The sequence below is a fragment of the Caballeronia sp. LZ065 genome, assembly GCF_031450975.1.
Lineage (GTDB): Bacteria > Pseudomonadota > Gammaproteobacteria > Burkholderiales > Burkholderiaceae > Caballeronia.
Genome location: NZ_JARUXV010000001.1, coordinates 2,654,249 through 2,679,274 on the forward strand (window position 1 = coordinate 2,654,249; position 25,026 = coordinate 2,679,274).

Sequence of the window (25,026 nt, forward strand, 5' to 3'; positions counted from 1 at the left end):
CGCGGGCGCGTGGCTCGGTCGGGCCGCCGCACGCGGTTGAACTGCGTCACTGCGTCTTCGGTGGATGCGAAGCCGGCGTCGCTGGAGGGCCGGCCGCCGCGCGTGCTGCGTGGGTGTTGCGTACGTGCTGCTGGACGGGCTGGCGCGTCTCGTCACACGACACAGACCCGAGCGCTCAGCCTGCCACCACCCGGCCGCGATGCGCCTCGCTTCGGCCGGCGTCTCGCCAAAAAACGCGCGCCGCATGACAGAGGTCATGCGGCGCGTCAAAACATGAAGTCAGATCTGGACCATCTCGAAGTCTTCCTTGCGGGCTCCGCATTCAGGGCAGGTCCAGTTGATCGGGACGTCCTCCCAGCGGGTTCCCGGCGGGATCCCCTCTTCGGGCAGACCCGCGGCTTCGTCATAGATCCAGCCACAGATCAGGCACATCCAGCTGCGCGGTTCGTGTTGAGATTCGCTCTGTTCCATACTCAGGCCGGGTCGATTGGTCGGTTGAAATTAGGACAAGATGGTACCGTGTTGCTGTAACGATGCCTAGCAAGCGTCCCGCCCGCGCACTGCGTTTTAATCTTGCCCGTCCCATGGCCGCTTCATGCAAAGGCTAGCGCGTCGGAAAAAAGTGCGCAAAGAGAACAGTCGGACGGCGTTAGGCCGCATAATCGGAGCGTGTCTGAGCGGGCAATCCTTCACACGAGCAATTAACACGAACACCCACGAACACCCGCGGGCGGACCCGCTTCGAGCCGCCAAGTCCATCCAAGCAATCCAATACCACAATGTCCGCTTTTGCCATGACCGGCGACTCCCCACCGATCGTACTCACCTTCGGCCTTTCGGATCCTACCGGCGGCTCGGGCCTGCAGGCCGACCTGCTGACGCTCGCGAGCATGGGCTGTCACGGCGTCACGGTGCTCACCGGTTACGCGGTGCGCGACTCCGCGACCTGCGACGAAGTGACCGGCCTCGATCCGGATACCGTGGCAACCCAGGCGCGCATGTTGCTGGAGGACATGCCGGTGGCCGCGTTCAAGATCGGCGCGGCGACCCGGGCTGAAGTCGTGTCGGCGATTGCCGAGGTGGTCTCCGACTACGACGACGTCCCGCTGATCCTCGCCCCCGACTTCACCCTCGACGACGAGCACGTGCTCGCCGCGGATGAGTTGCGCGAGTCTCTGGCCGATCTGCTCGTGCCGCAAACCACCATGCTGATCGCCGATCACGCCACGCTGCTGCAACTCGCACAACCGGACAGCGACGCGGACTCCCCCACGCTGGACACCGCGATTTCGCACCTTTTGTCGCAGGGCTGCGAATATGTGCTCGCTCTGGAAGCGGGCACGCACCGGCACGTGATCACGCTGTACAGCGAAGAGGGGCAAGTGCGGCAGGATACGTGGGACCGCGCGGTGCATCGGGTCGTAGGCCTGACGGATACCATGGGCTCGGCCATTGCTGCGTTGCTCGCGAACGGCCAGGAGCCCGCCGAAGCCGCGCGCGAGGCGCAGGAATATGTGTTTCAGGCGGCGCGCGCCGCCTTTCGTCCGGGCATGGGTGCCTATTTGCCGGACCGCTTTTTCTGGGCGCGCTCGAATGACACGGACGAGGAAGGCGACGCCTCCTCGCTGTCCGACGATTCCACCGGCCTGCCGGGAGAAGCGCGGCACTGAGTTCTTGCAGTGAACCACATGCAGTGAATCCCAAGAGGGAGGCTTCGCGAACGCATGCCGTACCGACTGCCCCACCTGCACAAGCCCGGCCCACAAGGCGCGATCCGCATCGGCTGCGCGGGCTGGGGTCTGTCGAGCGCCGTCGCAACCAGCTTCCCCGGCGAAGGCTCGCATCTCGAACGCTACGCGCACACGTTGACGTGCGTCGAAATCAACACGAGTTTTTACAAGCCGCATCGGCCGGAAACCTACGCGCATTGGGCAGAGAGCGTGCCCGACTCGTTTCGCTTCTCGGTGAAGCTGCCCAAGGCCATCACGCACGAAACCCGGCTGGTCGATAGCGAAGCGCTGCTCGACGAATTCCTGCACGCCGCCGGCAAGCTCGGCGACCGCCTCGGCTGCTGGCTCGTGCAGTTGCCGCCCAGCCTGCCGTTCGATCACGACATCGCCGAGACTTTCTTCAAGGCGCTGCGTGCGCGCACCGACCTGCCGATTGCCTGCGAAGCGCGCGAGCACGGCTGGTTCACGACGCACGCGGCCGCGCTGCTGAAGGCGCATCACATCGCCTATGTCGACGCCGATCCGATTCCCGACGACTGTGAGATCCGGCATCGGGCGGAGGGTTCGCTGGTGTATGTGCGGCTGCATGGCTCGCCGGAGCTCTACAAGTCTTCCTACAACTACACCTATCTCGACGATCTGGCGCGCACGCTGCATGCGCGCGCCAAAAAGACGGCCGAGGTCTGGTGCATCTTCGACAACACGGCCGAAGGCCATGCCCAGCCCAACGCGCTGTATCTGATGGAGCGCTTGCGGATTCATCACAAAGTCTGAAGCGTTCGACGCGACGGAGGTTCATCCGATGCACAAGCCGGCAGGACGACTCACCCGTTTATTGGAAGCCGCGCTGCTGGCCTCGTTGCTCGGCCTCTGCATGCCGGTACAGGCGCAGAACGCCGCGCCGCCGCCCGGCGTGACGCCCGCAGGCGACGGCACCTTCCTGCTGACGATCTTCCTGAAACACGATGAATCGAAGACGCTGCCGCAGATCAATCAGCAACTGAAGGAGCAGGGTTACTTCAAGCAGTTCCCGCCACCGGGCGTGGAAGTGGTGTCGTGGTACGTGTTGATGGGCATCGGCCAGGTGGTGACGCTGCGCGTGCCGGCAGACCGGCTGCGCGAGGTGAATCGCGCGATAGAAAGCACCGCGTGGGGCGGATATCGCACGGAGTTCTATCCGACCTACGACTACAAGGCCGCAGCGCAGAAGCTGCGCGAGGAGATGAACAAGTAGCCTTGTCGCCTTGTCATGTCAGGAAACCGTGGACGAAAAAAAACCTGCATCGCTGCAGGTTTTTTTCTGGCAGACGCGAGCCTCTTTCGAGACTCGCGCCGATGTCATCCGGCGTAAAGCCAGCTTACATGTCCATGCCCATGCCGCCCATGCCGCCGGGCATGCCGCCAGCCATCGGAGCATCTTCCTTCGGCAGTTCGGCAACAGCTGCGTCCGTCGTCAGCAGCAGGCCTGCCACCGATGCCGCGTTTTGCAGCGCCGTACGCGTGACCTTCGTCGGGTCCACGACACCGGCTTCCACCAGGTCGCCGTACTCGCCCGTCGCTGCGTTGTAGCCGTAGTTGCCCGAACCTTGAGCAACCGCTGCCACCACGACCGACGCTTCTTCGCCGCCGTTCGTCACGATCTGGCGCAGCGGCTCTTCCATTGCACGCAGAACGATCTTGATACCGGCGTCCTGGTCGGCGTTCGCGCCCTTCAGGCCGTCGATTGCACGACGTGCACGGATCAGCGCCACACCGCCGCCCGCCACGATGCCTTCTTCCACAGCCGCACGGGTTGCGTGCAGTGCGTCTTCGACACGTGCCTTCTTTTCCTTCATTTCGACTTCGGTCGCAGCGCCGACCTTGATCACTGCAACGCCGCCGGCCAGCTTGGCCACGCGCTCTTGCAGCTTTTCACGATCGTAGTCCGACGTCGCTTCTTCGATCTGCTTGCGCACTTGCTTCACGCGCGCTTCGATGTTCACGGCTTCGCCAGCGCCGTCGATGATCGTCGTGTTTTCCTTGCCCACTTCGATGCGCTTCGCCTGGCCCAGTTCAGCCAGCGTTGCCTTTTCGAGCGTGAGGCCGGTTTCTTCCGCGACGACTTGACCGCCGGTCAGGATCGCGATGTCTTCCAGCATGGCCTTGCGACGGTCGCCGAAGCCCGGAGCCTTGACAGCAACGGTCTTCAGGATGCCGCGGATGTTGTTGACGACCAGCGTAGCCAGGGCTTCGCCTTCGACGTCTTCAGCGATGATCAGCAGCGGACGGCCAGCCTTCGCGACTTGTTCCAGTACCGGGAGCAGGTCACGGATGTTCGAAACCTTCTTGTCGTGCAGCAGCACGAACGGGTTTTCGAGGACGGCGACTTGCTTGTCCGGGTTGTTGATGAAGTACGGCGACAGGTAGCCGCGGTCGAACTGCATGCCTTCCACGACGTCGAGTTCGTCTTCCAGCGACTTGCCGTCTTCGACGGTGATGACGCCTTCCTTGCCGACCTTGTCCATGGCTTCAGCGATACGGTCGCCGATGGAGGTGTCGCTGTTTGCCGAGATCGAGCCGACTTGCGCGATTTCCTTGTTGGTCGTGCAGGGCTTGCTGATCTTGCGCAGTTCTTCGATGGCGGCAGCAACGGCCTTGTCGATACCACGCTTCAGGTCCATCGGGTTCATGCCCGATGCAACGTACTTCATGCCTTCACGGACGATGGATTGCGCCAGGACCGTTGCGGTCGTGGTGCCGTCGCCGGCGTTGTCGCTGGTCTTGGAAGCCACTTCCTTGACCATTTGCGCGCCCATGTTCTGGAGCTTGTCCTTCAGCTCGATTTCCTTCGCGACCGAGACACCGTCCTTGGTGACCGTCGGGCCGCCGAACGAACGCTCGAGCACGACATTGCGACCCTTCGGGCCCAGCGTGACCTTGACCGCGTTGGCCAGGATGTTCACACCTTCGACCATCTTGGCGCGTGCGGAATCGCCAAAAATAACTTCTTTAGCTGCCATATCCAGACTCCTTGATTCGATTCAGATTTCCGGCTTCGCCACGCGCGCCCGGAGGGCTGCGGCCAGGAGCGAAACCGGATGTGCGGGAAGGATGCTTACTTGACCAGGACGGCCATGATGTCTTCTTCGCGCATGACGAGCAGTTCCTGCCCGTCGACCTTGACGGTCTGGCCAGCGTACTTGCCGAACAGGATGCGGTCGCCGACCTTCACGTCGAGGGCGATTTGCGCGCCCTTGTCATCGCGCTTGCCCGGGCCGATGGCCAGGACTTCGCCTTGATCCGGCTTTTCTGCCGCGGCTTCCGGGATCACGATGCCCGATGCGGTCTTGGTTTCCTGATCCAGACGCTTGACGATGACGCGATCGTGCAAAGGACGAAGGTTCATACACACTCCTCTCTTGATTGAGACTGAAAACGCTGGAAAACCCGTCCTGCGAGGAAGATCTCGTGGGACGGCAAACTTGTTAGCACTCGCGTGCGGTGAGTGCCAATTATATGGACCGGATTTGACAATTTCAAGGATGGGGACAAGCGGGGAATCCCGTAGCAGCGAAATTTCCTTGAAACAGCCGACCAACTGGCCAGCGCCGCATGGATTCGTCTTGACCGAAGCAGCCGCAAAAAGGTTCACGCACCCTCGCGTTCCTCCTGCTACTCCACGGCACTATCTATGAGCCAGCCGACACCGATTGAAGCGATTAATGTCGATTGGAGAATTCTGATTTATCCGAATCAGGGTTTTTACCTAGAACGCTGAGAACTAGACTGCCTTCAACGACGAAGCAACAGCAAGCAACAGCAGCTACTTACTGCCGCATCGTTTCCCTAATCAAGATTCGGAGGTCGTCATGTTGAAGTCCATCGTTCCCGCCCTTGCCATCGCCGCCGTGCTGGCCGCTCCCGGTTTTGCCCAGGCCCGCGAAGACGGTCCCGTCACCCGTGCCCAGGTGCGTGCCGAACTGGTCCAGCTCGAGCACGCCGGCTATAACCCGGTCGGCGATCAAACCACCTATCCGGCCGACATCCAGGCTGCCGAAGCCCGGGTCGGCGCCAGCCAGGCCAGCGCCAGCGCTTACGGCGGCGCGGCCGAAGGCGCTTCTGCGGCGGGCCATGCGCATCGGCTGAACTTTTTGGATCGCATCGTGCGTCCGGAAGCCGCCAATCCGGTCGATTTCAATCGTCCGTAATCCTTCTGGCGAAGGCAGCAGCAGCCCACCCGGCCGCGCGCCGGGTTTTGCGCTTTCATCCACGATGAAGCCCGCGCACGCCGATTCATCACGCTGTCAGTCACGGACCGGACGATGGTTGCAGACCGCGTTTTTTCTTCGTCCAGTCCGACGGCACTACAATTTGTCTCTGCCGTTGACTCACACTCCGGATCCGCCGCTTTATGTCCATGCCGTCGTTGCGCTCCAGTCTCGTTCTCCTTGGTTTGATTGCCCTCACTGCTTGCGGGGGCCGCTCGGCCACCACGCCCAGTTATCAGCAGGAACTGTTCAACACCGGCGCGAGCCCATTCGCGCGCGACTATGACGCCACCGTCAACGAAACCTGCGAAGCCGCGCGCCGCGCGCTGCTGTCGCAAGGCTTCCTGACGACCATGGGTCAGCCCGACACCGTCGACGCCACCAAGAATTTCCAGCCGAGCGCCGAAACCCACGTCGTGGTGTCGTTCCACGTTGTCTGCACGCCGGGGGAAAACGCGACGAACCAGAGCATCGCGTATGTGAACGCCGTCCAGGACGGCTATGCGCTCAAGAAAAGCGATACGTCGGCGAGCGTGGGACTGAGCGTGCTCGGTTCGCTGTCGCTGCCGATCCGCTCGAACAGCGACGCGATGGTCAAGATCTCGAGCGAGACCGTGCCCGCCGGCAAGTTCTACGACCGCTTCTTCAACCTGATGAGCCACTATCTGAACACGGTGCCGCGCAGCGCGCCCGTCGCGGCCGACGAGGTGAAGAGCAAGCCCCTCGTGCCTTCGCTGATCGTGAACTCGCCGGAACTCACGCCCACGCCGATCGTCGTGCAGACGCCCGCCGCCGCCACCGCGATCCCGACTTCGGAAGCCGTCGCGGCGGGTGCGTCACCGGCGGCGTCGGCAGCGGCGGAGGCGCCCGTCAGTTCGGCACGTTGACCGCGCCGCCTGCCACGCTGATCGCATTGCCGCCAGGATCGGCTGCGATCGCCGGCAGGTTCGCAGTCGTCAGCGCGGGCGCCGAGCCCGGCGTGCCGCCCCGCGCCACCGTCCGCACCACTTGCGAAGGCGGCAGCGCCGCGTTGTTCTTCAGATGATTCCACATCAGGTTCAGCGCCTGAATGTTGTAGTAGTGAACCGGAATGAAGCGCGTGTCGAAGCCCGCGACGCTCAGGAACGCGTCGAAATGCTGCCCGTTGGTGATCTCGTACAGCGACAGCTGGCTCTTGTTGCCCTCCGCCACGCGGTTCGCGCCGAGATACGGCCGCCCGGCATGGTTGATCGGCACCAGCGCATCCGCGCGTCCCTGCACGATGATCGCGGGCTTGCCGCGCAGGTTCGCATTCACGCGGATCGCATTCACGCTGCCCGCCATCGTCGCATTGCCATTGATCCACAACGATCGCAGGCACGCCGCACCCGCGTAACTTGCATCGGCCGTGGCGAAACGATGATCCGCCGCTCCGCTCGTCCCGAGGTTGTAGACCAGGTTGATGCCATTGGTCGGCGGCACGCCGTTGCCGTTGCCGAAAACGGTAAGCATCGGCGACACCAGCGGCGCCACGCCCGCCGCGCCGCTCACCGCGTTGGTCGTGCCGAAGCTGAAGTTGCACAGGTTGTCGAGCACGCTCGCCTTCATATAGGCATCGGCATACGTGACCGCGACAGCCGGCACCGCCTGCGAATCCCACATCGGCGCCTGCAAGGTGTCGGAGTCGGTTTCGTAGCCCGCCTGATGCAACTGGTCGAGCGCACTGTTGGCTTGCGCGATCGTCGTGGCGCCCGAAATCAGCCCGCCCGCCGCCAGCGACGCGCAGCGCGCGGTGCGGATCGCCGTGGCGCTCGCGAGCGGAACCGTCGTCAGATACGGCGCGCCGGCTGCGGCGGGCGCGAGCGCGGCACACGGCTGCAGCAGGTTGGCGAGCGTCATGTAGTCGGCGAGCGGCCGGCCGAACGAGCCGACCGGCAGGCCGCCCTGCCGCACCGACACCTGCGACGGCAGGTTCAGATTGATCTGCGGCTCGCCGACGACGACCGCGGTGATCCAGCCATCGGTATCCTGCTCGGCGGCCGCGAGCGCCGCGCCGCCGCCGTTGCTCACCGACGCGGCGATGGTCGTGATGCTGCCCTTGCCATAGCGCACCTGATGATTCGAGCCGCTCAGCGGTCCGAACATGTCGTTGAGCGCCCAGTAGGCAAACTGGATTGCTTGCAGGGTATTCGTGCCCCAGTCCTTCTCGGGATTCTGCTGTGAATGCGCGTGCTTGTAGGCGTAACGGTTCGGGAAGGCCGAGTTGAACGACGCAATGGCGGACGCGCTCGCGTTCGCCTTGAAGATTGCGCTGGTGCCGGCGAAATCGGCATTGACGAGTGTACCGTCGATGCGCGTGACGAGATTGCTCGCCAACTCGTGCGCGCCGTTGCCGCTGCCCTTGTCGGTATAGGCGACCGCGCAGCCGCGCTTCAGGCCCCACTCGCCCGCCGCCGAGATCGCGCCGTACACGCCGCGCGATCCCGACGACGTCGCCGTGACGATGCAAGGTTGATCCGGATTGAAGCTCGCCGGAACCTGGACCAATAGCGAGACGTTCTGCGTGCCGCTGCCATCGTCGGCGAACGCGAGATATTCCTTGCCCGCGATCTTGCCTTCGCCGAGCGTGTCGTTGCCGTTCAGATCGACATTCGGCCCCCAGAAGCGACCGTAGCCGCCGTTCGCCGACATGTCGACGAGCGCGCGGTAATTCGACCAGATGGCGAGGCGCCGCAATTCGGCAGCGCTCGGCGACGCCGGGTTGGCGATTGAAGGCGTGGTAGCCGAAGCGAGCCCGGTCTTGCCGAGGCCGGCGGTCAGCAGATCGTCGGACTGGCCGTCGTAGGTTTGTGACTTGATCGCGCCGGAGACGAATTTCGGCACGCTGTTGGTGGCCGGGCCGCCGCCATTGTCGTCATCGCCGCCGTGACAGGCGGCGAGCGTAGCGGCCGCCAGCAGCGCGATCACCCCGGACGCCGCCGCGCGCGCCCGGATTCCCGAGCCCTGAAAACGTGCGAATCGCTTCATTTCGTCTCCCGTACTGTTTTGCTTCAAGGCACACGCCGCGCACCGCTTTCGAAACGCCAGTATCACGCGGAAGCTGAAATCAGTCGCTGCTGAATTTCCCTGTCTGCAACGCAACGGGCGGAAGACACGCGCACCGCGTAAACGACAACGGGCTCCGGCGATCAAGCCGGAGCCCGTTGCAATGGCGATGGCGCGAGACCCGGGCGGCGGTGCGACGCCACCCGAGGTCCGGCGCCTGCGCCCCGGATCAGCCTCCGCCGCCCTGCACGCCGAGGGTGATCTTGTTGCTCACCGATGTGACGCCCTGGACGCCCTTCGCCACTTCTTCCGCCTGGGCAATCTGGCCGCCATCCGGCACCGTACCGGTCAGTGTCACCGCGCCGCCGCGCGCGCGCACGAAGACGTTGGAGACATCGAAGCCTTGCGCCTTGGACAGCGCGCGGCGCACCGCGTAGCCGAGCTTGCGGTCTTCCTTCTTGACCGCGGATTTCTGCGCCTTGGTCGGCGCCGCCGACGTGTCGCTCGACTGGGCATAGGCGCTCGAGGCAATGGTCACGGACAGCACCACGCCCAGCGCCTTCAAGAGATCAACTGCTTTCATGGTTTCTCCTTTTGTTTCGCTTGTTGACTTCGCACAGTTTGCTACTTCGCTCGTTTTGCACTTCAAATCCGGGCCGCGCTTGCTGGCGGCTGGCTACGACATCGAGCGGTTGCCCCGTGACCACGCGCATCGCCCGGAGCGGTGAACGGCTCGAGGGCATGGCGGAGGCAAGCCGGCGGATGCGGCTCACGGTGCTGCGAGAGGCTGGCGAACGAAACAATCAGTGGCCGGTTGATCGGGTGGCATGCCCGTCGGCTCGAATATGTCCTGACGCATGGCGCGACACTGCGTTGCGCGGCCTCGATTCATGCGTCGTTCAGGCTTCGTGACGCGTTGCGCGCGGCTCGAGCCCAAACTGCGGGCAGCGGCGCGCGAGGCTTCTGACATGCGGCGGCGATCGTCAATTTAGCCCAGCGCGGCCATTAGCGCAAAACATTTAACGACGCGGCCCGTGCGAGCAACATCGGCGGCGCCGGAGACACATCGATGTCACAGTCGGCGTTCACAAGGGCATGGGATTGAGCGTCGCTCGTTTCCGGCAAGACGCGACGTCAGGCCGGCACTTTTGGAACATGCGTGCAAATGAAGCCACGCCGGGGCCACGGCGCGATCGGGTAAGCTCATCTGCACGAAGTTTCACGATCATTTACGAAATGACTCAATCCACAGGCCCCGATCCGCACGGCAATCCCGGCGGCGAACCGGACGCTCCGCGGCGCCGCCGGCCGCAGCCGAAGATCGTCGCCCGCTTCGTGGCGATCTCCTGGCGCGACCTGGCGCTCACCTTCGGGCCCATCCTGCTGGTCTGCGCCGCCGCGCTCTACCTGGCCGTCCGGCTGATCCAGCCCGCGCCGCCGAACACGCTGACCCTCGCGGCCGGCCCGAAGGGCAGTTCCTTCTGGAACGCCGCGCAGAAGTACAAGACGATCCTCGCGCGCAACCGCGTCACGCTGAACGTGCTGGAAACCCAGGGTTCGCTCGACAACCTGACGCGCCTGGAAGCCCCGGGTTCGAAGGTCGATGTCGGCTTCGTGCAGGGCGGCCTGACCAAGCCGGGCGAAACGCACGACAACCTGGAATCGCTCGGCAGCGTGTCGTATGTGCCGCTCGCGGTGTTCTACCGCAGCCCGACGGTCGTGAACCGGCTGTCCGAACTGAAGGGCAAGCGCCTCGCGATCGGCGCGGAGGGCAGCGGCTCGCGCGTGCTGGCGCTCACGCTGCTGAAGGCGAACGGCATCGAACCGGGCGGCGACCCGGAACTGCTGCCGCTCGCCGGCGACGAAGCCGCGCAGGCGCTCGAAGCCGGGCGCGTCGACGCCGTCTTCCTCGCGGGCGATTCCGCCCAGCCGCGGACGATGATCAAGCTCATGCGCACGCCCGGCATCCGCTTCATGGATTTCGCCCAGGCCGACGCCTATACGCGCCGCTTCCCGTATCTCACCGAGATACAGTTGCCGATGGGCTCGTTCGACTTCGCCCGCAACCTGCCGCCGCGCCCGGTGCACATGATCGCGCCGACGGCCGAACTGGTCGCGCGCGACAGCCTGCATCCGGCCTTGTCGGATCTGCTGATCGAGGCGGCGCGCGAAGTCCACGGCCGCGCCGGTCTGATGCAGCGCGCAAACGAATTTCCGGCGCCGCTGGTCCACGAATTCCGCATCAGCGACAACGCCGAGCGTTATTACAAATCCGGCAAGAGCTTCCTGTACCGCTCGCTGCCGTTCTGGGTCGCCAGTCTCGCGGATCGCGCGGTGTGGCTGCTGGTGCCGCTGATCGTGGTCCTGATTCCAGGGCTGCGGCTGGTGCCGGGGCTGTACCGGTGGCGGGTGAAATCGCGCATCTACCGCTGGTATGGCGCGCTCATTGCAATAGAGCGGGAGGCGATCAACGGTCCCGACCGCCCGCAGCGGGATGCGTTGCTCGACCGCATCGACGCGATCGAAACCGCCGTGAACCGGATGAAGATGCCGCTCGCCTTCGCGGATCAGTTCTATGTGCTGCGCGAGCATATCGGCTTCGTGCGCCAGCGGCTGGCGAATGCACCAGCGACGCCCGGTAATGGGGCGGAAGGCGCGACGGACAGCAACCCCAAAGGCGACGCGGCGCAGACCGACGCCCCGGCCATCGCAACGCAGGCAGACACCGGGGCGCGCAGCACATAATATCGATAGCAGCGACGTTGCAAAGCGCGCCGCTCCGCTCTGGCTACCAAGGGTTGAGCGCCGCGCACGACGAATAACAGACGCAGCCCGGGTGTCCGCCGCGTGGGACCGCCCGGGAAAATCAGGGAGAGGCAACATGAGTGCCCCGCTTTCGAGCAATTCCGGTCAGCCGTACTTTTTCTTCGATTTCATTTCGCCGTTTTCGTATCTGCTGCTCGAGCAGCACGAAAAATGGCCCGACATGCCATTCGAACTCGTGCCCGTCCAGTTGATGACGCTGCTCGAACGCTGGGGCCAGCCGCACGCCGCGACGATTCCCTCCAAGCGCGTCTTTACCTACCGCCATGCGCTGTTCCGGGCGGAACAACTGGGCATTCCGTTCAAGATGCCGCCCGCCCATCCGTTCGACCCGAGCAAGGCGCTGCGGCTCGCGGTGCTGGCGAACGGCGAGATCAATTGCGTGCGCGAAATCTTCCGCTACATCTGGCGCCAGGGGCGCGATCCCGCCACCAAGGACGGCTTTCGCGGGCTGTGCGAGCACGTCGGCATGCCGGACGCGGTGGCGCGCGTGGAAGACGAGGACATCAAGGCGAAGCTGCGCGACAACAACGACCGGGCGGTGCAGATGGGCGTGTTCGGCGTGCCGACTTTCCTCGTCAACGAGCAGATCTTCTGGGGCGAGGACACGCTGCCGATGGTGCTGTACGTCGCGCGTTCGCCGAACTGGCTGGACGGCAAGGAGGTGAAGCGCATCAGTGCATTGCCGACCGCCCCGCGCGACGCCGACTTCGCCTGACGCGCACGGACGGGCAGCAGAGGCGCGTCTGTGCCACGAACAGTGCCGGCGCCTATCTCACAAATAGCGCTCCCGCTATGGCGTCAAAAAAGGATAAGCGGTTAACTTCGGAACAGGCTGCGTGACATATCGGTGACCTGGGCGTTTCCGGACGTCCGGGCAGCGTCGCGCGCGGCGTGCGGACGCTGACGAACACCAGTGGACGTGCGTTGTGGGCCTGACCGAACCCAATCGCCCGATCATGAACGAACCCGCCGACTCCCTCGATATCTGGCTCATCCGCGTGCTGCGCACCCTGCTGCAGGAGCGCAGCGTCACGCAGACCGCGCAGCGGCTGAACCAGACCCAGCCGGCGATCAGCACGGCGCTGCGCCGTCTGCGCGAGATCCTGAACGACCCGATCCTGGTGCGCGGCAAGCAGGGCATGGTGCCGACCGAATACGGCGAGTCGCTGCTGGCGCCGGCCCAGCGCGCGCTGCGCGAAGTGGAATTCGTCGCAACCCCGCACGGCGATTTCGATCCGGCCAGTTCGCGCCGCACTTTCCGGCTCGCCGCCCCCGATTACCTGAACGATTTCTTCATGCCGACGCTCGTCGCCGCCTTTCGCGATGCGGCGCCGCACGCCCGGCTGGAGATCGAGTCCCTGAATCCGATGCGCGATCACGAGCGCATGCTCGACCACGGCGAAATTGACGTGATGGTCGCCAACTGGACCAAGCCCGAGCCGCGCTTCGAACGCCGCGACCTGTTCTCGGACGTTTTCGTCTGCCTGATGCGCGCGAACCATCCGCTCGCGCGCGAGCCGCTCACCATGGAGCGCTACGCGCGCGCCGCGCACCTCGCGCCCACGCCGTACAGCGGCGGCCGGCGCCATCCGATCGATATCGGACTGGCGCGCGCGGGCATCGAGCGGCGCATCGTTACGACGATTCCCTACTTCGGCCTGGTGCCGCAGGTGCTGCTGCAGTCGGACCTGATCTTCACGGCGCCGCGCCGCTTCGCGCAGCACTACGCGTCGATGCTGCCGCTCGCCGTGCTCGAATCGCCGGTGCCGTTTCCGCGCATCAAGTGCTACCAGTTGTCGCTGCCGCAGCCCGATCAGCCCACCGACATCGCGTGGCTGCGCACCCTGATCTCGACGGTGTCCGCCTCCCTCACCGGCAAGAAAGGCGCGGCGACGGCGACCCGCTTGCCCGACGCAACCGACACATCCGGCACGGACGACAGCGCCGAACTCGGCGAAGCAGAACTGCCGAAATGAGCGTGCGGGCAGCGCGGCTACATGACTTTCGGTAGTATCCGAAGCGAACTGCCCGACCCCGACGCTCCCATGGATGCTCTCGACAAACTGATCCAGCTGGCGAATCTGTCCGGCGCGCTCGATCTGCGCTGCCTGCTGAGCGGACCGCTCGAACTCGATCACGCGCCCGCGCCGGCAGGCGAAGCGGTCTATCACGTCGTGCTGGACGGCGCGTGCACGGTCCTGCGTCCGGGTCATGCACCGCTCGAACTCGCCGCCGGCGATATCTTCGTGCTGCCGCGCGGCGATGCGCACGTGCTGAGCATCGAGGCGCGCAATGCCGGCGCGGTTCGGGCGGAAGTGCAGGCGAAAGTTCAGGCGGACGTGGAGAAGCGCGACAACGGCGCGGTGATTGTGAAGAGCAATTGCAGCGAGCGCGATCCGGTGGTCGACCTGCTGTGCGGCCGCTTCCTGTACGCGCCGCGCGCCCTGCTCGTCGATGTCCTGCCGGACGTCGTGCATGTGTCGTTCTCGCGCACGTCCGCGCCCTATCTCGATCCGCTTGTCCAGACCATGCGGCGCGAAGCCGAGGATGCGCAACTGGGCGCGCCGTCGATCGTCACGGCACTCTCCACCGCCCTCTTCACGATGGTGCTGCGCGCATGGCTGGCCAGTCAGCCGTCGCTCGCGGGCGTGCTCGGACTGCTCTCGAACCGGCGGCTGGGTGCATCGATCATCGCGATGCTGGAGCGTCCCGCCGAGCCGTGGACCCTCGAAATGCTGGCCCGGGAAGCGGCGATGTCGCGCGCCACCTTCATGCGCGCCTTCTCCGCGCATTCGGAGAGCTCACCGCTCGCGCTGCTGAGCCACGTCCGCATGCAGCTCGCGAGCACGATGCTGACGCGCACCCGCAAGAGCATCGCCGACGTGGCGGCGGATGTCGGATATCAATCGGAGGCGGCCTTCAGCAAGCGCTTCAAGGAGCTGTACGGCGTGGCGCCGGGACGGTTCCGGCAGGCCAACGCCATTACCTGAACGCGCGCGTCACGCGGTGGCGCGGACAGTCTTCCAGGCATCGGCGCCGTAGCGCGCGGTCATCTCGCGCACGCGCAGCAGTTGCGCGGTGACCGCCAGCGCGATCGAACCGGGCGCCTTGTCGACGATGCCTTCCACGCCGATCGGACAGGTGATCTCCGCCAGCCGGTCCGCCGCGACGCCGCGACGCCGCGCTCCAGCAGACGGCGTTCGAACTTCACGCGCTTGGTCTTCGAACCGATCAACCCGAAATACGCGAAGTCGTCGCGCCGCATGATGCGCTGCGTGAGCGAGAAATCGAGCGCGTGATCGTGCGTCATCACGATGAAGTAGGCGCCGGCGGGCGCTTCGTCGACGATGGCATCGGGCAGGTCGGTGGCTTCGACCTGCACGTTGGCCGGGACTTCGTCGGGGAACAGTTCGTCGCGCGCATCCACCCATTGCACGACACATGGCAAGGTGCCGAGCACTTTCACGAGCGCGTGACCCACATGGCCCGCGCCGAACAGGACGACGTGCATCATGAGCGTGCGCTCCTCACGGCATTGACCGCCTTGAGGATCTCCTCGGCCGTCGCAGGCGCGTTGAGCGGCGGATTCACCGTGTGATCGCCGACTGCCGAGACGGCGTCGCGGATCGCGAAGAACACCGAGAACGGCAGCAGCAGCGGCGGCTCGCCGACCGCCTTCGAACGGTGAATGCTGTCCTCGACGTTGCTATTGTTGAACAGCTCGACGCGGAAGTCCGCGGGCGTGTCATTCGTCGTCGGAATCTTGTAGGTGGACGGCGCATGGGTCATCAGCTTGCCCTGCTCGTTCCACCACAGTTCTTCCGTGGTCAGCCAGCCCATGCCTTGCACGAACGCGCCTTCCACCTGGCCCTTGTCGAGCGCCGGATTGAGCGACGCGCCCACGTCGTGCAGCGCGTCCGCGCGCAGCACGCGCATCTCGCCGGTGAGCGTGTCGATCACCACTTCCGACACCGCCGCGCCGTACGAGTAATAGAAAAACGGCCGGCCCTGCATGGTCGCCTGATCCCAATAGAGTTTGGGCGTGGCGTAGAAGCCGTCGGACCACAGCTGGACGCGCGCGAGATACGCCTTCTGCACGACTTCGCCGAACGGAATCGCATCGGCGCCGACGATCACGCGGTCGTTCGCGAAGCGCACTTCGTCCGCCGTCACCGTGCCGCCGCCGAACTTCTCGGCCGCGAACTTCGCGAGCCGCTCGCGCAACTGGCGCGCGGCGTCCTGCGCGGCCTTGCCGTTCAAATCGGTACCGGTGGAGGCCGCCGTCGCCGACGTATTGGCCACTTTGCTCGTGTCGGTCGCCGTGACGCGCACGCGTTCGAAGTTCACGCCCAGTTCGTGCGCGACCACCTGTGCGACCTTCGTGTTCAGCCCCTGGCCCATTTCCGTGCCGCCGTGATTCACGAGCATGGAGCCGTCGGTATAGATGTGAACCAGCGCGCCCGCCTGGTTGAAGTGCGTCACGTTGAACGCGATGCCGAACTTCACCGGCGTCAGCGCCATGCCCTTCTTCAGGATCTCGTTGCTGGCGTTGAAGGCGTTGATGGCTTCGCGGCGGCGACGATAGTCGCTCGTCTCTTCCAGTTCGGCGATCAGTTCGTGGATGACGTTGTCTTCCACCGTCTGGCCGTACGGCGTCTGGTTGTTGTCCGTCTTGCCGTAGAAATTCGCGCGGCGCACGTCGAGCGAATCGCGGCCGACCGCGCGCGCGACGTTATCCATGATGTATTCGATCGCGAACGCGCCCTGCGGCCCGCCGAAGCCGCGGAACGCGGTGTTCGACTGCGTGTTGGTCTTGCCGCAATAGCCTTCGATCTTCACGTCCGACAGCCAGTAGGCGTTGTCGAAGTGGCACACGGCGCGCGTCATCACGGGGCCGGACAGGTCGGCGGAAAAGCCGCAGCGCGACGTCATGTCGACGGCCACGCCTTCGATCTTGCCGTCGTCGTCGTAACCGACTTCGAAGTCATAGATGAAGTCGTGGCGCTTGCCGGTGATCATCATGTCGTCGTCGCGGTCCGGGCGCAGCTTCACCGGGCACAGCAGCTTCCACGCCGCCAGCGCCGCGCAGCACGCGAAGATACCCGACTGCGATTCCTTGCCGCCGAAGCCGCCGCCCATGCGCCGGCATTCGACCAGCACGTTGTGCGAATGCACGTTGAGCACGTGAGCGACGAGATGCTGCATTTCCGTCGGGTGCTGCGTCGAGCAATAGACGTGCATGCCGTCGTCGTCCTTCGGCACGGCGTAGGCGATCTGGCCTTCCAGATAGAACTGTTCCTGGCCGCCCAGTTTCATCGCGCCGCGTTCGTGGTGCGCGGCCTTCGCCATGCGGCCAGCGGCGTCGCCACGCGAGAGCTTCAGCGGATTCAGCACGTAGGATTCGGCTTTGCGCGCGTCGGCGGGCGTGAGCACGGGCACGAGATCCTCGAACTCGATCTTCGCGCGGCGCGCAGCGAGACGCGCCGTGTCGTGCGACGTCGCGACGACGATGAACATCGGCTGGCCGACGAACTGCACGATGCCCTGCGCGAGCACCGGATCGTCGTGGATGATCGGGCCGCAGTCGTTGACGCCGGGAATGTCGTCGGCGGTGAAGACGGCGACGACGCCCGGCGTCGCGCGCACGGCGTCGAAGTTCATCGACACGATCTTCGCGTGCGCCTTCGGGCTCGTGCCGAGCGCCGCGTGCAGCGTGCCCGCGACGATCGGAATGTCGTCGGTGTAGCTGGCGCGCCCGCTCACGTGCAGATGCGCCGACTCATGCGGACGCGACACGTGGACCTGCTTGAAATCGTCCGCTTCGTTCGCGAGCGACTTGGCTTCGGCGAGGAAAGCTTCTGCTTGCTGATTCATGTTCGTCTCCCCTTCTTACTTCGCTTCGACCAGTTCGATGGCACGCACATCCAGCTTCGACTTGTCCAGCGGATCGTTCGGACGCGTCTCCAGCCAGAAGCGATACAGCAGGCTCTTGGCCGTGTCGAGACGGTAGTCGCTGCTCGCGCGCATGTCGGTGAGCGGCTGATAGTCCTTGCTCAAGGCAATCATCGCGGCCTGGACGGTGGCTTCGTGCCATTGGGCATCGGCGAGAATGGCTTCGGCATGGGCGGCGCGCTTCGGCGTCGCGGCCATGCCGCCATAGGCCAGACGCGGCTCGCGGATGAATTCGCCATCGGCGATGAACGAGAACGCGGCGTAGACGGCGGAGATGTCGGAGTCGAAGCGCTTCGAGAGCTTGTAGGCGCGGAACTGGCGCTTCGCATGCTGGCCCGTGCGGGTCGGCACGCGGATGGCCGCGACGAACTCGTTTGCCGCCATGTCCTTCTTCTGATACGCAATGTAGAGATCTTCGAGCGCCATCTCGCGCGTGCCGTTCACGCTCTGCAACACGACGCGCGCGTTCAGCGCGATGAGACCCGGCATCGAATCGCCGATCGGCGAGCCGTTGGCGACGTTGCCGCCGAGCGTTCCGGCATTGCGGATCGGCAGCGACGCGAAACGCAGTTGCGTTTCCTCGAGTTCCGGATACGTCTTGACGAGTTCCGCGTAAGCGCGTTCGAGCGACACGCCCGCGCCGATCTCGATCCACTCGCCGGTCGTCTCCAGGCGCTTGAGCGCGTCGATCTGCCCGACATACGCGATGTCGCCGAGATCGCGCAGTTGCTTCGTCACCCACAGGCCGACGTCCGTGCTGCCCGAGAGAATCCGCACGTTCGGATTGCTGTCCTTGAGCGCGGCGAGCGCCTCGACGGTGCGCGGCGCGTCGAAACGGCGGCCCGCGTGTTCGTAGTGGAAAGTGTCGGTGCGGCGGAGGCTGTCGAGCGAACGCGCGAGCGCCGGAACGTTGACGGGCGCGAGCGGCGCGTGATCGAACATCTGCTCGGCGGCGTCGATGATCGGCCGGTAGCCCGTGCAGCGGCACAGATTGCCGGTGAGCGCGTCGCTGATTTCCTGGCGCGAAGGCTTCGACTTCTCGCAGCCGCTCGGGCAGCCGGTGGTCGCATGACCGTGTTTTTCATAGAGCGCGAACATCGACATGGCAAATCCCGGGGTGCAGAAACCGCATTGCGAGCCGTGGCAGTCCACGAGCGCACGCTGTACCGGATGCAGCGTGCCGTCGGGCTGGCGCAGGTCTTCGACGGTGAAGAGCGCGCGGCCGTCGAGCGTCGGCAGGAACTGCACGCACGAATTGACGGCCTTGAACGCGACGCCGCCCTGGCCGTCCGGCTCGCCGATGACCACGGTGCACGCGCCGCAGTCGCCTTCCGCGCAGCCTTCCTTGGTGCCGGTGCAGCGCGCGTCTTCGCGCAGGTATTGCAGGACGGTGCGCGTCGTCGATGCGTCGCTGACTTCCTGGATCGCGTTGCGGTGATAGAAGCGGATCGGCTGGCTCATGGGGATGTGGGCTCTTCGATGCTGTTCTGCTGGTTGCGCGGGGTGCGCAGCCGGTGGCATGCGCGACAGGGATGGCTGGCTGGGCCGGTCCTGTCGCTTCGATGGTTCAAAAGCTATCACCGCCAATATCCACAACCCATAGGTGACATTGCATGGTGGGCATACTCCTGTCCCGATATGCCGTCCGAGCCTTGTCCGACAAGGCTTCGCGCGTTGCCGTCCGACCGTTCGAACAGGCGATTTGTCCCACTTGGTTACAAAAGCCGTGCGACGCTGCGACGCAACATATGTGACAATCACGGCTTCGCGCCAAATACAAGCCCGCAATTTCCCTATGTCCACCGAGCCCCGCTCCGCCGCCGCGTCGCAAGGCGACTTCGCCGTCACGCTGCGCATCCTGCCGGTCGTGCTGTACACGTTCCTGTGCTATCTGACCATCGGCATTCCGCTGGCGGTGCTGCCGGGGTTTGTACATGCGGATCTCGGCTACGGCTCGGTAATGGCGGGCGCGGCGATCAGCGTGCAGTATCTCGCGACGCTGATGTCGCGGCCGCTCGCGGGCCGCACCGCCGACACCCTCGGCCCCAAGAAAACCGTGCTGTACGGACTCGCGGCCTGCGCCGTGAGCGGCGTGCTGCTGCTGGGCTCGGCGCTCGCGGCGCAATGGCATGTGGCGAGCCTGGTGCTGCTGGTGATCGCGCGGCTCGTGCTCGGCTTCGGCGAAAGCTGGGTCGGCACCGGCTCGATCACGTGGGGCATCGGGCGCGTGGGCGTGGCGAACAACGCGAAAGTGATCTCGTGGAACGGCATCGCCACGTATGGCGCGCTGGCGATCGGCGCGCCGCTGGGCGTGGCGATCGATCATGCGCTGGGGTTCGCAGTGCTCGGGGTGATCGTGATCGCGCTGGGCGGCTTCGGCTACTGGCTCGCGACGCGCATGGCCAGCGTGCCTATCGTGCATGGCGAGCGCATGTCGTATCGCAGCGTGTTCTTCCGCGTGCTGCCGCATGGCCTGGGCCTGGCGCTGGGTTCGGCGGGCTTCGGTTCGATCGCCACCTTCATCACGCTGTACTACGCGGCTCACAACTGGCCGAACGCGGCGCTGTCGCTCACCGTGTTCGGCACGATGTTCATCGGCGCGCGCCTGCTGTTCGCCAACACGATCAAGGCCTACGGCGGCTTTCGGGTGGCCATTGTCTCGTTCGCATTCGAGTGCGCCGGCCTGCTGATGCTGTGGCTCGCCGCGGAACCGACCTTCGCGCTCGCGGGCGCGGCGCTGACGGGCTTCGGCTTTGCGCTCGTGTTTCCGGCGCTCGGCGTGGAAGCGGTCGGACTCGTGCCGCCGGCCAGCCGGGGGGCGGCATTGTCGGCGTATTCGGTGTTCCTGGATTTGTCGCTCGGACTGACCGGGCCGCTCGCCGGATATGTTGCGGGCGAATTCGGCTACGGCTCGGTGTTCCTGTTCGCGGCGCTGGCGGCAGCCGCGGCGGTGGCGCTTTCCGTGGCGCTGTATGTGCGCGCGGGACGCGGCGTGGGCGGACCCGCGACGGCTTGATGGCTTGCAGGATCGGCGGCAAGCCGTGCGGTCAGCCGATCCTGGAAACATGAAGCTGCAATCCGAGCGCCCTGACGACCTTCACGATGGTTCCGAAGCTGGGATTGCCGTCTTCCGACAAAGCTTCGTAGAGACCTTCCCGGGTGATGCCTGTGTCGCGCGCGAGCAGTGCCATGCCGCGCGCGCGGGCAACGACGCCTGAAGCATGGGCGATGAAAGCCGGATCGTCGCCGCCTTCCTGGAGACACGCCTCCACGTACCCGGCGATGTCTTCTTCGGTACGCAAATGACCCGCGGAATCCCACGGTCTTGTCCTGATCCTGCCTGGCGTCACTACCTGCTCCATGTGAAGGCGAATTCTGGATCGCGTGAACCGAAGGACGTGCCGAAAGCCAATCCGAACCACGTGATCGCAGACAGGATAAGAATCTGCGCGACCTTCGTCTTCAAGGTTTGTCTTAAAATCGCCGCTTGGCCCCTCTGCGTCCGCTTATGAACTCGACCTCGGAAGACCGTTGGCGCGACTTGCGCCCGGACCCGGACAGCGACACCCCGCTCTACCTCCAGCTCGCCCGCAAGCTTGCCAGCGCCATCCACGACAATCGCTGGAACGCGGGCGAAGCACTGCCCTCCGAACGCGTCCTGTCCGATGCACTCGGCGTATCGAGGATCACCTCCCGCAAGGCCATCGCGCTGCTCGTCGAGCAAGGGCTGATACGGCGCGAGCAAGGCGCGGGCAGTTTCATCACGCCGCGCTATGAAGACCCGCTCTCGCGCCTGTCGAGCTTTTCGGAGATGCTCAGGCGGCGCGGCTTCACCCCCAGTTCCAAGTGGCTCTCCCGCAGCATCGAGCCCGCCAATCGCGAAGAGGTCATCCAGCTCGGCCTCTCGCCCGCCGCCGCGGTGGCGCGCCTGAAGCGCCTGCGTCTCGCCGACGACATCGTGATGGCCGTCGAAAACTCCACCTTTCCGGCCGCCTGCATTCCCGAGCCGCAGGCCATCGGCGATTCGCTCTACAGCTATCTCGACTCGCGCGGACTCTCGATCGTGCGCGCGCTCCAGCACTTCCGCGCGGTGAACGCGAGCCACGAGATCGCCGCGCAGATGGGCATCGCGCCGCACGACGCGCTGCTGCTCATCACGCGCGTGGGCTATACGGCGGACCAGCGGGCCATCGAACTCACCGACACCTACTGTCGCAACGACTACTACGACTTCGTCGCGGAACTCCGCAAATAAGCGCCCATGACCGATATCGCAACAGGCACGCCCACCGACCGCTCGCTTTCCGTCATGCTGTGGATCGTCGCGACGGGCTTCTTCATGCAGACGCTGGACTCGACGATCGTCAACACCGCGCTGCCCGCGATGGCCCGCAGCCTCGGCGAAGCGCCGCTGCGCATGCAGGGCGTCGTGATCGGCTATTCGCTCACGATGGCGATGATGATCCCCGTCTCCGGCTGGCTCGCTGACAAGCTCGGCACGCGGCGCGTGTTCTTCAGCGCGATCCTCGTGTTCACCATCGGCTCCCTGCTGTGCGCCAAGGCCCAGTCGCTGCAGGCGCTGGTGGCGTTTCGCGTCGTGCAGGGCATCGGCGGCGCGATGCTGCTGCCGGTCGGACGCCTCGCGGTGCTGCGCGTGTTTCCCGCCGAACGCTATCTGTCGGCGCTGGCTTTCGTCGCGATTCCCGGGCTGATCGGTCCGCTCATCGGTCCGACGCTCGGCGGCTGGCTGGTGCAGATCGCCTCGTGGCACTGGATCTTCCTGATCAACGTGCCGGTGGGCATCGTCGGCTGCATCGCCACCAATATGTATATGCCGGACAGCCGCAATCCGGCCACCCCACCGTTCGATCTCGCGGGCTACCTGCTGCTGGCGATCGGCATGGTGTCGCTCACGATCTCGCTCGACGGCCTCGCCGATCTCGGCTTGCAGCACGCGATCGTCATCGTGCTGCTGGTGCTGTCGTTCGGCTGCTTCGTCGCCTACGGCCTGCACGCGACGCGCGCCGCCCAGCCGATCTTCTCCCTCGATCTGTTCAAGATCCACACCTTCAGCGTCGGGCTGCTGGGCAATCTGTTCGCGCGAATCGGCAGCGGCGCGATGCCGTATCTGATCCCGCTGCTGCTGCAGGTGAGTCTCGGCTACACGGCGTTCCAGGCCGGCATGATGATGCTGCCCGTAGCGGCCGCCGGCATGCTGTCCAAGCGCCTGGTGACGCGGCTGATCGAGCGGCGCGGCTACCGGCGCGTGCTGGTGGTGAACACCGTGCTCGTCGGGCTGATGATGGCGAGCTTCTCGCTCGCCAGCGCGCATCAGCCGCTGTGGCTGCGGCTCGTGCAGCTGGCGGTGTTCGGCGCCGTCAACTCGGTGCAGTTCACGGCGATGAACACGCTCACGCTGAAGGATCTCGGCACGGGCGGCGCGAGCAGCGGCAACAGCCTGTTCTCGCTCGTGCAGATGCTGTCGATGAGCCTGGGCGTGACCGTCGCCGGCGCGATCCTCGCGACCTTCACCAATCTGCTGCCGCAGGTGACCGCATCGAACTCGCTGCCGGCGTTTCACGCGACGTTTCTGTGCGTCGGCGTCATCACGGCGGCGACGGCATGGATCTTCGGCCAACTGGCGCCCGAAGTGCGCGCGGCGCCGCGCAAGCCTGATCCGTCGGAAGCCAACTAGCCCGCCGCGCACCCGCGCACCGCGCCGGTGCCCGCGCGCACAGCGGCGCGGCGCGCGTTCCCGGGTGTGCGGCATGATCCGGGTATCCGCACACGAATTATTGCGGGCGTGCCGTCGCAAGCTTTCCGGGACCCGCTTGCCGCTTGAATTTGCACGCTTTTTGCTCGAACGGAGGTAAGCCGTTCCTGTAAACTAGCGCTGTTCAGTTTCCCTGCCCCGATGCCTCGACACCATGAGCATGGTTGATCTCGACCCTCCCCGCTTTCAGCCGCCGCGCCCCATCGCCGGCGACGACGGCTCGCGACGCACCGTGCTATACGGCGAATTCACCGTCTTCAGCGTGTTCCAGCCGGTGTTCTCGGTGTCGCACCGGCGCGCCATCGGCTATCACGCTTCGCTGCGCGCCCGCGACGACTCGCATCGTCATGTGCCGTCGCATGAAGTCTTCACCCAGGCCGCGCGGCGCGGCGATCTGCTGGAACTCGGACGGCTCGCCGAATCCCTTCATCTCGGCAATTTCAACGCGTTCGACAGCCACGACGAATGGCTCTTCCTGAGCCTGCATCCCGCCGCGCTGATGGACATGAGCTATGGCGACGCGCTGGTCGCCGCGCTGAAGGACATCGGCCTGTCGCCGCAGCGCGTGGTGCTGGAGGTGCCCGAGCAGGCCGGCGGGGAGACGACGCGCTTTACCGAGATCATCGATTCGCTGCGCAAGTCGGGCTTTCTGATCGCATTGGATGGTTTTGGCGTCAAGCATTCGAACATCGACCGCGTGTGGCAGTTGCGGCCCGACATCGTGACGCTCGACCGCTGCATCCTGCAGCAGGCCACCGAGCATTCGCACATCGAGCGCGTGCTGCCGCGGCTCGTTTCGCTGCTGCACGAGTCCGGCCAGTTGGTGCTGATGGGCGGCCTCTCCACCGAACGCGATGCGTTGATCGCGCTGGAGTGCAACGTGGATTTCGTGCAGGGCGCGTATTTCGCGCAACCGAGCGTCGATGCCGTGCATCCGCAGGTTGCCGCGAGCGTGATGGATGCGTTGACGGCGGCGTCGCGCGAGCGCATCGGCGCGCGCGACCGGGCCCAGGCCACGCGTCTCGAACCGTATGTGAGCGGGCTCGAACGGGCGGCGGTGAAGTTGATGGAGGGTGAGACGCTCGTTGCTGCCACGAGTGAGCTGCTGCAACTCGCCGACACCGCCCGCTGCTTCCTGCTCGATCAGGCCGGACGGCAGATTGGCGATAACGTGGTGCCGATCGTGCGCACGTCGCAACGCGCGAAACGCTTCAGCCCGCTGCTGCATTCAGAGGGCGCCAGCTGGGAGCGACGTCCGTATTTCATCGAGGCGCTGCGCGCGCCGGGACGGGTTCAGTTGACGGCGCCGTATCTGTCGATCAACGAGGCGCATCTGTGCGTGACGGCGTCGATCGCGGCGCAGACGCCTTATGGATTGCAGGTGCTGTGTGTCGACATTAACTGGGAAGCGGTGCCGCGACGGCGGTAGCGCGTTGCGCGTTTTGCGTGGTTGACGGAGCGGGAGCTTTTTTTT

Annotated in this window: 21 protein-coding genes and 1 pseudogene; 13 read left to right on the forward strand and 9 right to left on the reverse strand. The window is 65.2% G+C overall.

Features of this window, described 5'->3' with window-relative positions:
- Positions 1–279: 279 nt before the first annotated feature.
- Positions 280–471, reverse strand: coding sequence for a rubredoxin (locus QCE63_RS12210; RefSeq protein ID WP_309809560.1), 192 nt, complete (start codon positions 469–471; stop codon positions 280–282).
- A 323-nt stretch (positions 472–794) separates the two neighbouring features.
- Between QCE63_RS12210 and QCE63_RS12215 the strand changes: the two genes are divergently transcribed.
- The 3 genes from QCE63_RS12215 to QCE63_RS12225 are packed head-to-tail and all read left to right on the forward strand — an operon-like array spanning position 795 to position 2,964.
- The gene (locus QCE63_RS12215) at positions 795–1,670 is read left to right on the forward strand and encodes a hydroxymethylpyrimidine/phosphomethylpyrimidine kinase (RefSeq protein WP_309833800.1); all 876 of its coding nucleotides are present in this window, start codon (positions 795–797) and stop codon (positions 1,668–1,670) included.
- A gap of 54 nt (positions 1,671–1,724) precedes the next feature.
- Complete coding sequence (locus QCE63_RS12220) at positions 1,725–2,504, forward strand: DUF72 domain-containing protein (RefSeq protein WP_309833128.1); 780 nt, start codon at positions 1,725–1,727, stop codon at positions 2,502–2,504.
- Positions 2,505–2,532: 28 nt separating this feature from the next.
- The gene (locus QCE63_RS12225; RefSeq protein ID WP_404990103.1) at positions 2,533–2,964 is read left to right on the forward strand and encodes a hypothetical protein; all 432 of its coding nucleotides are present in this window, start codon (positions 2,533–2,535) and stop codon (positions 2,962–2,964) included.
- A 124-nt stretch (positions 2,965–3,088) separates the two neighbouring features.
- On the opposite strand, the gene groL is transcribed toward QCE63_RS12225, so the two are convergent.
- Positions 3,089–4,729 (reverse strand): chaperonin GroEL, encoded by a 1,641-nt coding sequence (gene groL / locus QCE63_RS12230; RefSeq protein ID WP_309833129.1) that lies wholly within the window; start codon positions 4,727–4,729, stop codon positions 3,089–3,091.
- Positions 4,730–4,824: 95 nt separating this feature from the next.
- On the reverse strand, positions 4,825–5,115 hold the full coding sequence (locus tag QCE63_RS12235; protein WP_061168960.1) for a co-chaperone GroES: 291 nt from the start codon (positions 5,113–5,115) through the stop codon (positions 4,825–4,827).
- Between the two features lie 463 nt (positions 5,116–5,578).
- Between QCE63_RS12235 and QCE63_RS12240 the strand changes: the two genes are divergently transcribed.
- Positions 5,579–5,917, forward strand: coding sequence for a DUF4148 domain-containing protein (locus QCE63_RS12240; protein WP_309833131.1), 339 nt, complete (start codon positions 5,579–5,581; stop codon positions 5,915–5,917).
- 203 nt (positions 5,918–6,120) lie between these two features.
- Positions 6,121–6,864, forward strand: a complete 744-nt coding sequence (locus QCE63_RS12245) for a DUF2242 domain-containing protein (RefSeq protein WP_404990104.1) — start codon at positions 6,121–6,123, stop codon at positions 6,862–6,864.
- Here QCE63_RS12245 and QCE63_RS12250 read toward each other — a convergent pair.
- Positions 6,848–8,983 (reverse strand): 3-hydroxybutyrate oligomer hydrolase family protein, encoded by a 2,136-nt coding sequence (locus QCE63_RS12250; protein WP_309833132.1) that lies wholly within the window; start codon positions 8,981–8,983, stop codon positions 6,848–6,850. The two genes, QCE63_RS12245 and QCE63_RS12250, sit on opposite strands and share 17 nt — an antisense overlap.
- Positions 8,984–9,230: 247 nt before the next feature.
- Entirely contained in the window at positions 9,231–9,584 is a 354-nt protein-coding gene (locus QCE63_RS12255; RefSeq protein ID WP_309833133.1) for a BON domain-containing protein, read from the reverse strand.
- Positions 9,585–10,237: 653 nt separating this feature from the next.
- Here QCE63_RS12255 and QCE63_RS12260 point away from each other — a divergent pair.
- The 4 genes from QCE63_RS12260 to QCE63_RS12275 all read left to right on the forward strand — a co-directional run bounded on the left by QCE63_RS12260 (position 10,238) and on the right by QCE63_RS12275 (position 14,817).
- Positions 10,238–11,746, forward strand: coding sequence for a TAXI family TRAP transporter solute-binding subunit (locus QCE63_RS12260; RefSeq protein WP_309833134.1), 1,509 nt, complete (start codon positions 10,238–10,240; stop codon positions 11,744–11,746).
- Positions 11,747–11,882: 136 nt separating this feature from the next.
- Positions 11,883–12,542 (forward strand): 2-hydroxychromene-2-carboxylate isomerase, encoded by a 660-nt coding sequence (locus QCE63_RS12265; RefSeq protein WP_309833136.1) that lies wholly within the window; start codon positions 11,883–11,885, stop codon positions 12,540–12,542.
- 241 nt (positions 12,543–12,783) lie between these two features.
- The gene (locus tag QCE63_RS12270) at positions 12,784–13,803 is read left to right on the forward strand and encodes a LysR family transcriptional regulator (protein ID WP_309833137.1); all 1,020 of its coding nucleotides are present in this window, start codon (positions 12,784–12,786) and stop codon (positions 13,801–13,803) included.
- A gap of 69 nt (positions 13,804–13,872) precedes the next feature.
- A complete protein-coding gene (locus tag QCE63_RS12275; protein WP_309833139.1) occupies positions 13,873–14,817 on the forward strand; it encodes an AraC family transcriptional regulator in 945 nt (314 codons plus the stop codon).
- Between the two features lie 9 nt (positions 14,818–14,826).
- Here QCE63_RS12275 and xdhC read toward each other — a convergent pair.
- The 3 genes and pseudogenes from xdhC to xdhA form a co-directional block, all read right to left on the reverse strand.
- A pseudogene (gene xdhC / locus QCE63_RS12280) lies at positions 14,827–15,341 on the reverse strand (xanthine dehydrogenase accessory protein XdhC).
- A complete protein-coding gene (gene xdhB / locus QCE63_RS12285; RefSeq protein ID WP_309833141.1) occupies positions 15,338–17,701 on the reverse strand; it encodes a xanthine dehydrogenase molybdopterin binding subunit in 2,364 nt (787 codons plus the stop codon). Before xdhB ends, xdhC begins: the two are co-directional and overlap by 4 nt.
- Before the next feature lie 15 nt (positions 17,702–17,716).
- The gene (gene xdhA, locus QCE63_RS12290; RefSeq protein ID WP_309833142.1) at positions 17,717–19,240 is read right to left on the reverse strand and encodes a xanthine dehydrogenase small subunit; all 1,524 of its coding nucleotides are present in this window, start codon (positions 19,238–19,240) and stop codon (positions 17,717–17,719) included.
- Positions 19,241–19,574: 334 nt separating this feature from the next.
- Between xdhA and QCE63_RS12295 the strand changes: the two genes are divergently transcribed.
- On the forward strand, positions 19,575–20,795 hold the full coding sequence (locus QCE63_RS12295; RefSeq protein WP_309833143.1) for an MFS transporter: 1,221 nt from the start codon (positions 19,575–19,577) through the stop codon (positions 20,793–20,795).
- A gap of 31 nt (positions 20,796–20,826) precedes the next feature.
- Here QCE63_RS12295 and QCE63_RS12300 read toward each other — a convergent pair whose 3' ends face one another.
- Complete coding sequence (locus tag QCE63_RS12300) at positions 20,827–21,141, reverse strand: addiction module antidote protein (protein WP_309833145.1); 315 nt, start codon at positions 21,139–21,141, stop codon at positions 20,827–20,829.
- Between the two features lie 146 nt (positions 21,142–21,287).
- On the opposite strand from QCE63_RS12300, the gene QCE63_RS12305 reads away from it, so the two are divergent.
- The 3 genes from QCE63_RS12305 (at position 21,288) to QCE63_RS12315 (ending at position 24,981) form a co-directional block, all read left to right on the forward strand.
- Positions 21,288–22,034, forward strand: a complete 747-nt coding sequence (locus QCE63_RS12305; RefSeq protein WP_309833147.1) for a GntR family transcriptional regulator — start codon at positions 21,288–21,290, stop codon at positions 22,032–22,034.
- A gap of 6 nt (positions 22,035–22,040) precedes the next feature.
- The gene (gene mdtD, locus QCE63_RS12310; protein WP_309833149.1) at positions 22,041–23,474 is read left to right on the forward strand and encodes a multidrug transporter subunit MdtD; all 1,434 of its coding nucleotides are present in this window, start codon (positions 22,041–22,043) and stop codon (positions 23,472–23,474) included.
- A gap of 232 nt (positions 23,475–23,706) precedes the next feature.
- Positions 23,707–24,981 (forward strand): EAL domain-containing protein, encoded by a 1,275-nt coding sequence (locus tag QCE63_RS12315; protein WP_309833150.1) that lies wholly within the window; start codon positions 23,707–23,709, stop codon positions 24,979–24,981.
- Positions 24,982–25,026 lie beyond the last annotated feature (45 nt).

Bases quoted from the DNA above. Each gene is read 5' to 3' on its own strand.
- QCE63_RS12210 (WP_309809560.1), bottom strand. From the start codon at position 471: ATGGAACAGAGCGAATCTCAACACGAACCGCGCAGCTGGATGTGCCTG.
- QCE63_RS12215 (WP_309833800.1), top strand. From the start codon at position 795: ATGACCGGCGACTCCCCACCGATCGTACTCACCTTCGGCCTTTCGGAT.
- QCE63_RS12220 (WP_309833128.1), top strand. From the start codon at position 1,725: ATGCCGTACCGACTGCCCCACCTGCACAAGCCCGGCCCACAAGGCGCG.
- QCE63_RS12225 (WP_404990103.1), top strand. From the start codon at position 2,533: ATGCACAAGCCGGCAGGACGACTCACCCGTTTATTGGAAGCCGCGCTG.
- groL (WP_309833129.1), bottom strand. From the start codon at position 4,729: ATGGCAGCTAAAGAAGTTATTTTTGGCGATTCCGCACGCGCCAAGATG.
- QCE63_RS12235 (WP_061168960.1), bottom strand. From the start codon at position 5,115: ATGAACCTTCGTCCTTTGCACGATCGCGTCATCGTCAAGCGTCTGGAT.
- QCE63_RS12240 (WP_309833131.1), top strand. From the start codon at position 5,579: ATGTTGAAGTCCATCGTTCCCGCCCTTGCCATCGCCGCCGTGCTGGCC.
- QCE63_RS12245 (WP_404990104.1), top strand. From the start codon at position 6,121: ATGTCCATGCCGTCGTTGCGCTCCAGTCTCGTTCTCCTTGGTTTGATT.
- QCE63_RS12250 (WP_309833132.1), bottom strand. From the start codon at position 8,983: ATGAAGCGATTCGCACGTTTTCAGGGCTCGGGAATCCGGGCGCGCGCG.
- QCE63_RS12255 (WP_309833133.1), bottom strand. From the start codon at position 9,584: ATGAAAGCAGTTGATCTCTTGAAGGCGCTGGGCGTGGTGCTGTCCGTG.
- QCE63_RS12260 (WP_309833134.1), top strand. From the start codon at position 10,238: ATGACTCAATCCACAGGCCCCGATCCGCACGGCAATCCCGGCGGCGAA.
- QCE63_RS12265 (WP_309833136.1), top strand. From the start codon at position 11,883: ATGAGTGCCCCGCTTTCGAGCAATTCCGGTCAGCCGTACTTTTTCTTC.
- QCE63_RS12270 (WP_309833137.1), top strand. From the start codon at position 12,784: ATGAACGAACCCGCCGACTCCCTCGATATCTGGCTCATCCGCGTGCTG.
- QCE63_RS12275 (WP_309833139.1), top strand. From the start codon at position 13,873: ATGGATGCTCTCGACAAACTGATCCAGCTGGCGAATCTGTCCGGCGCG.
- xdhB (WP_309833141.1), bottom strand. From the start codon at position 17,701: ATGAATCAGCAAGCAGAAGCTTTCCTCGCCGAAGCCAAGTCGCTCGCG.
- xdhA (WP_309833142.1), bottom strand. From the start codon at position 19,240: ATGAGCCAGCCGATCCGCTTCTATCACCGCAACGCGATCCAGGAAGTC.
- QCE63_RS12295 (WP_309833143.1), top strand. From the start codon at position 19,575: ATGTCCACCGAGCCCCGCTCCGCCGCCGCGTCGCAAGGCGACTTCGCC.
- QCE63_RS12300 (WP_309833145.1), bottom strand. From the start codon at position 21,141: ATGGAGCAGGTAGTGACGCCAGGCAGGATCAGGACAAGACCGTGGGAT.
- QCE63_RS12305 (WP_309833147.1), top strand. From the start codon at position 21,288: ATGAACTCGACCTCGGAAGACCGTTGGCGCGACTTGCGCCCGGACCCG.
- mdtD (WP_309833149.1), top strand. From the start codon at position 22,041: ATGACCGATATCGCAACAGGCACGCCCACCGACCGCTCGCTTTCCGTC.
- QCE63_RS12315 (WP_309833150.1), top strand. From the start codon at position 23,707: ATGAGCATGGTTGATCTCGACCCTCCCCGCTTTCAGCCGCCGCGCCCC.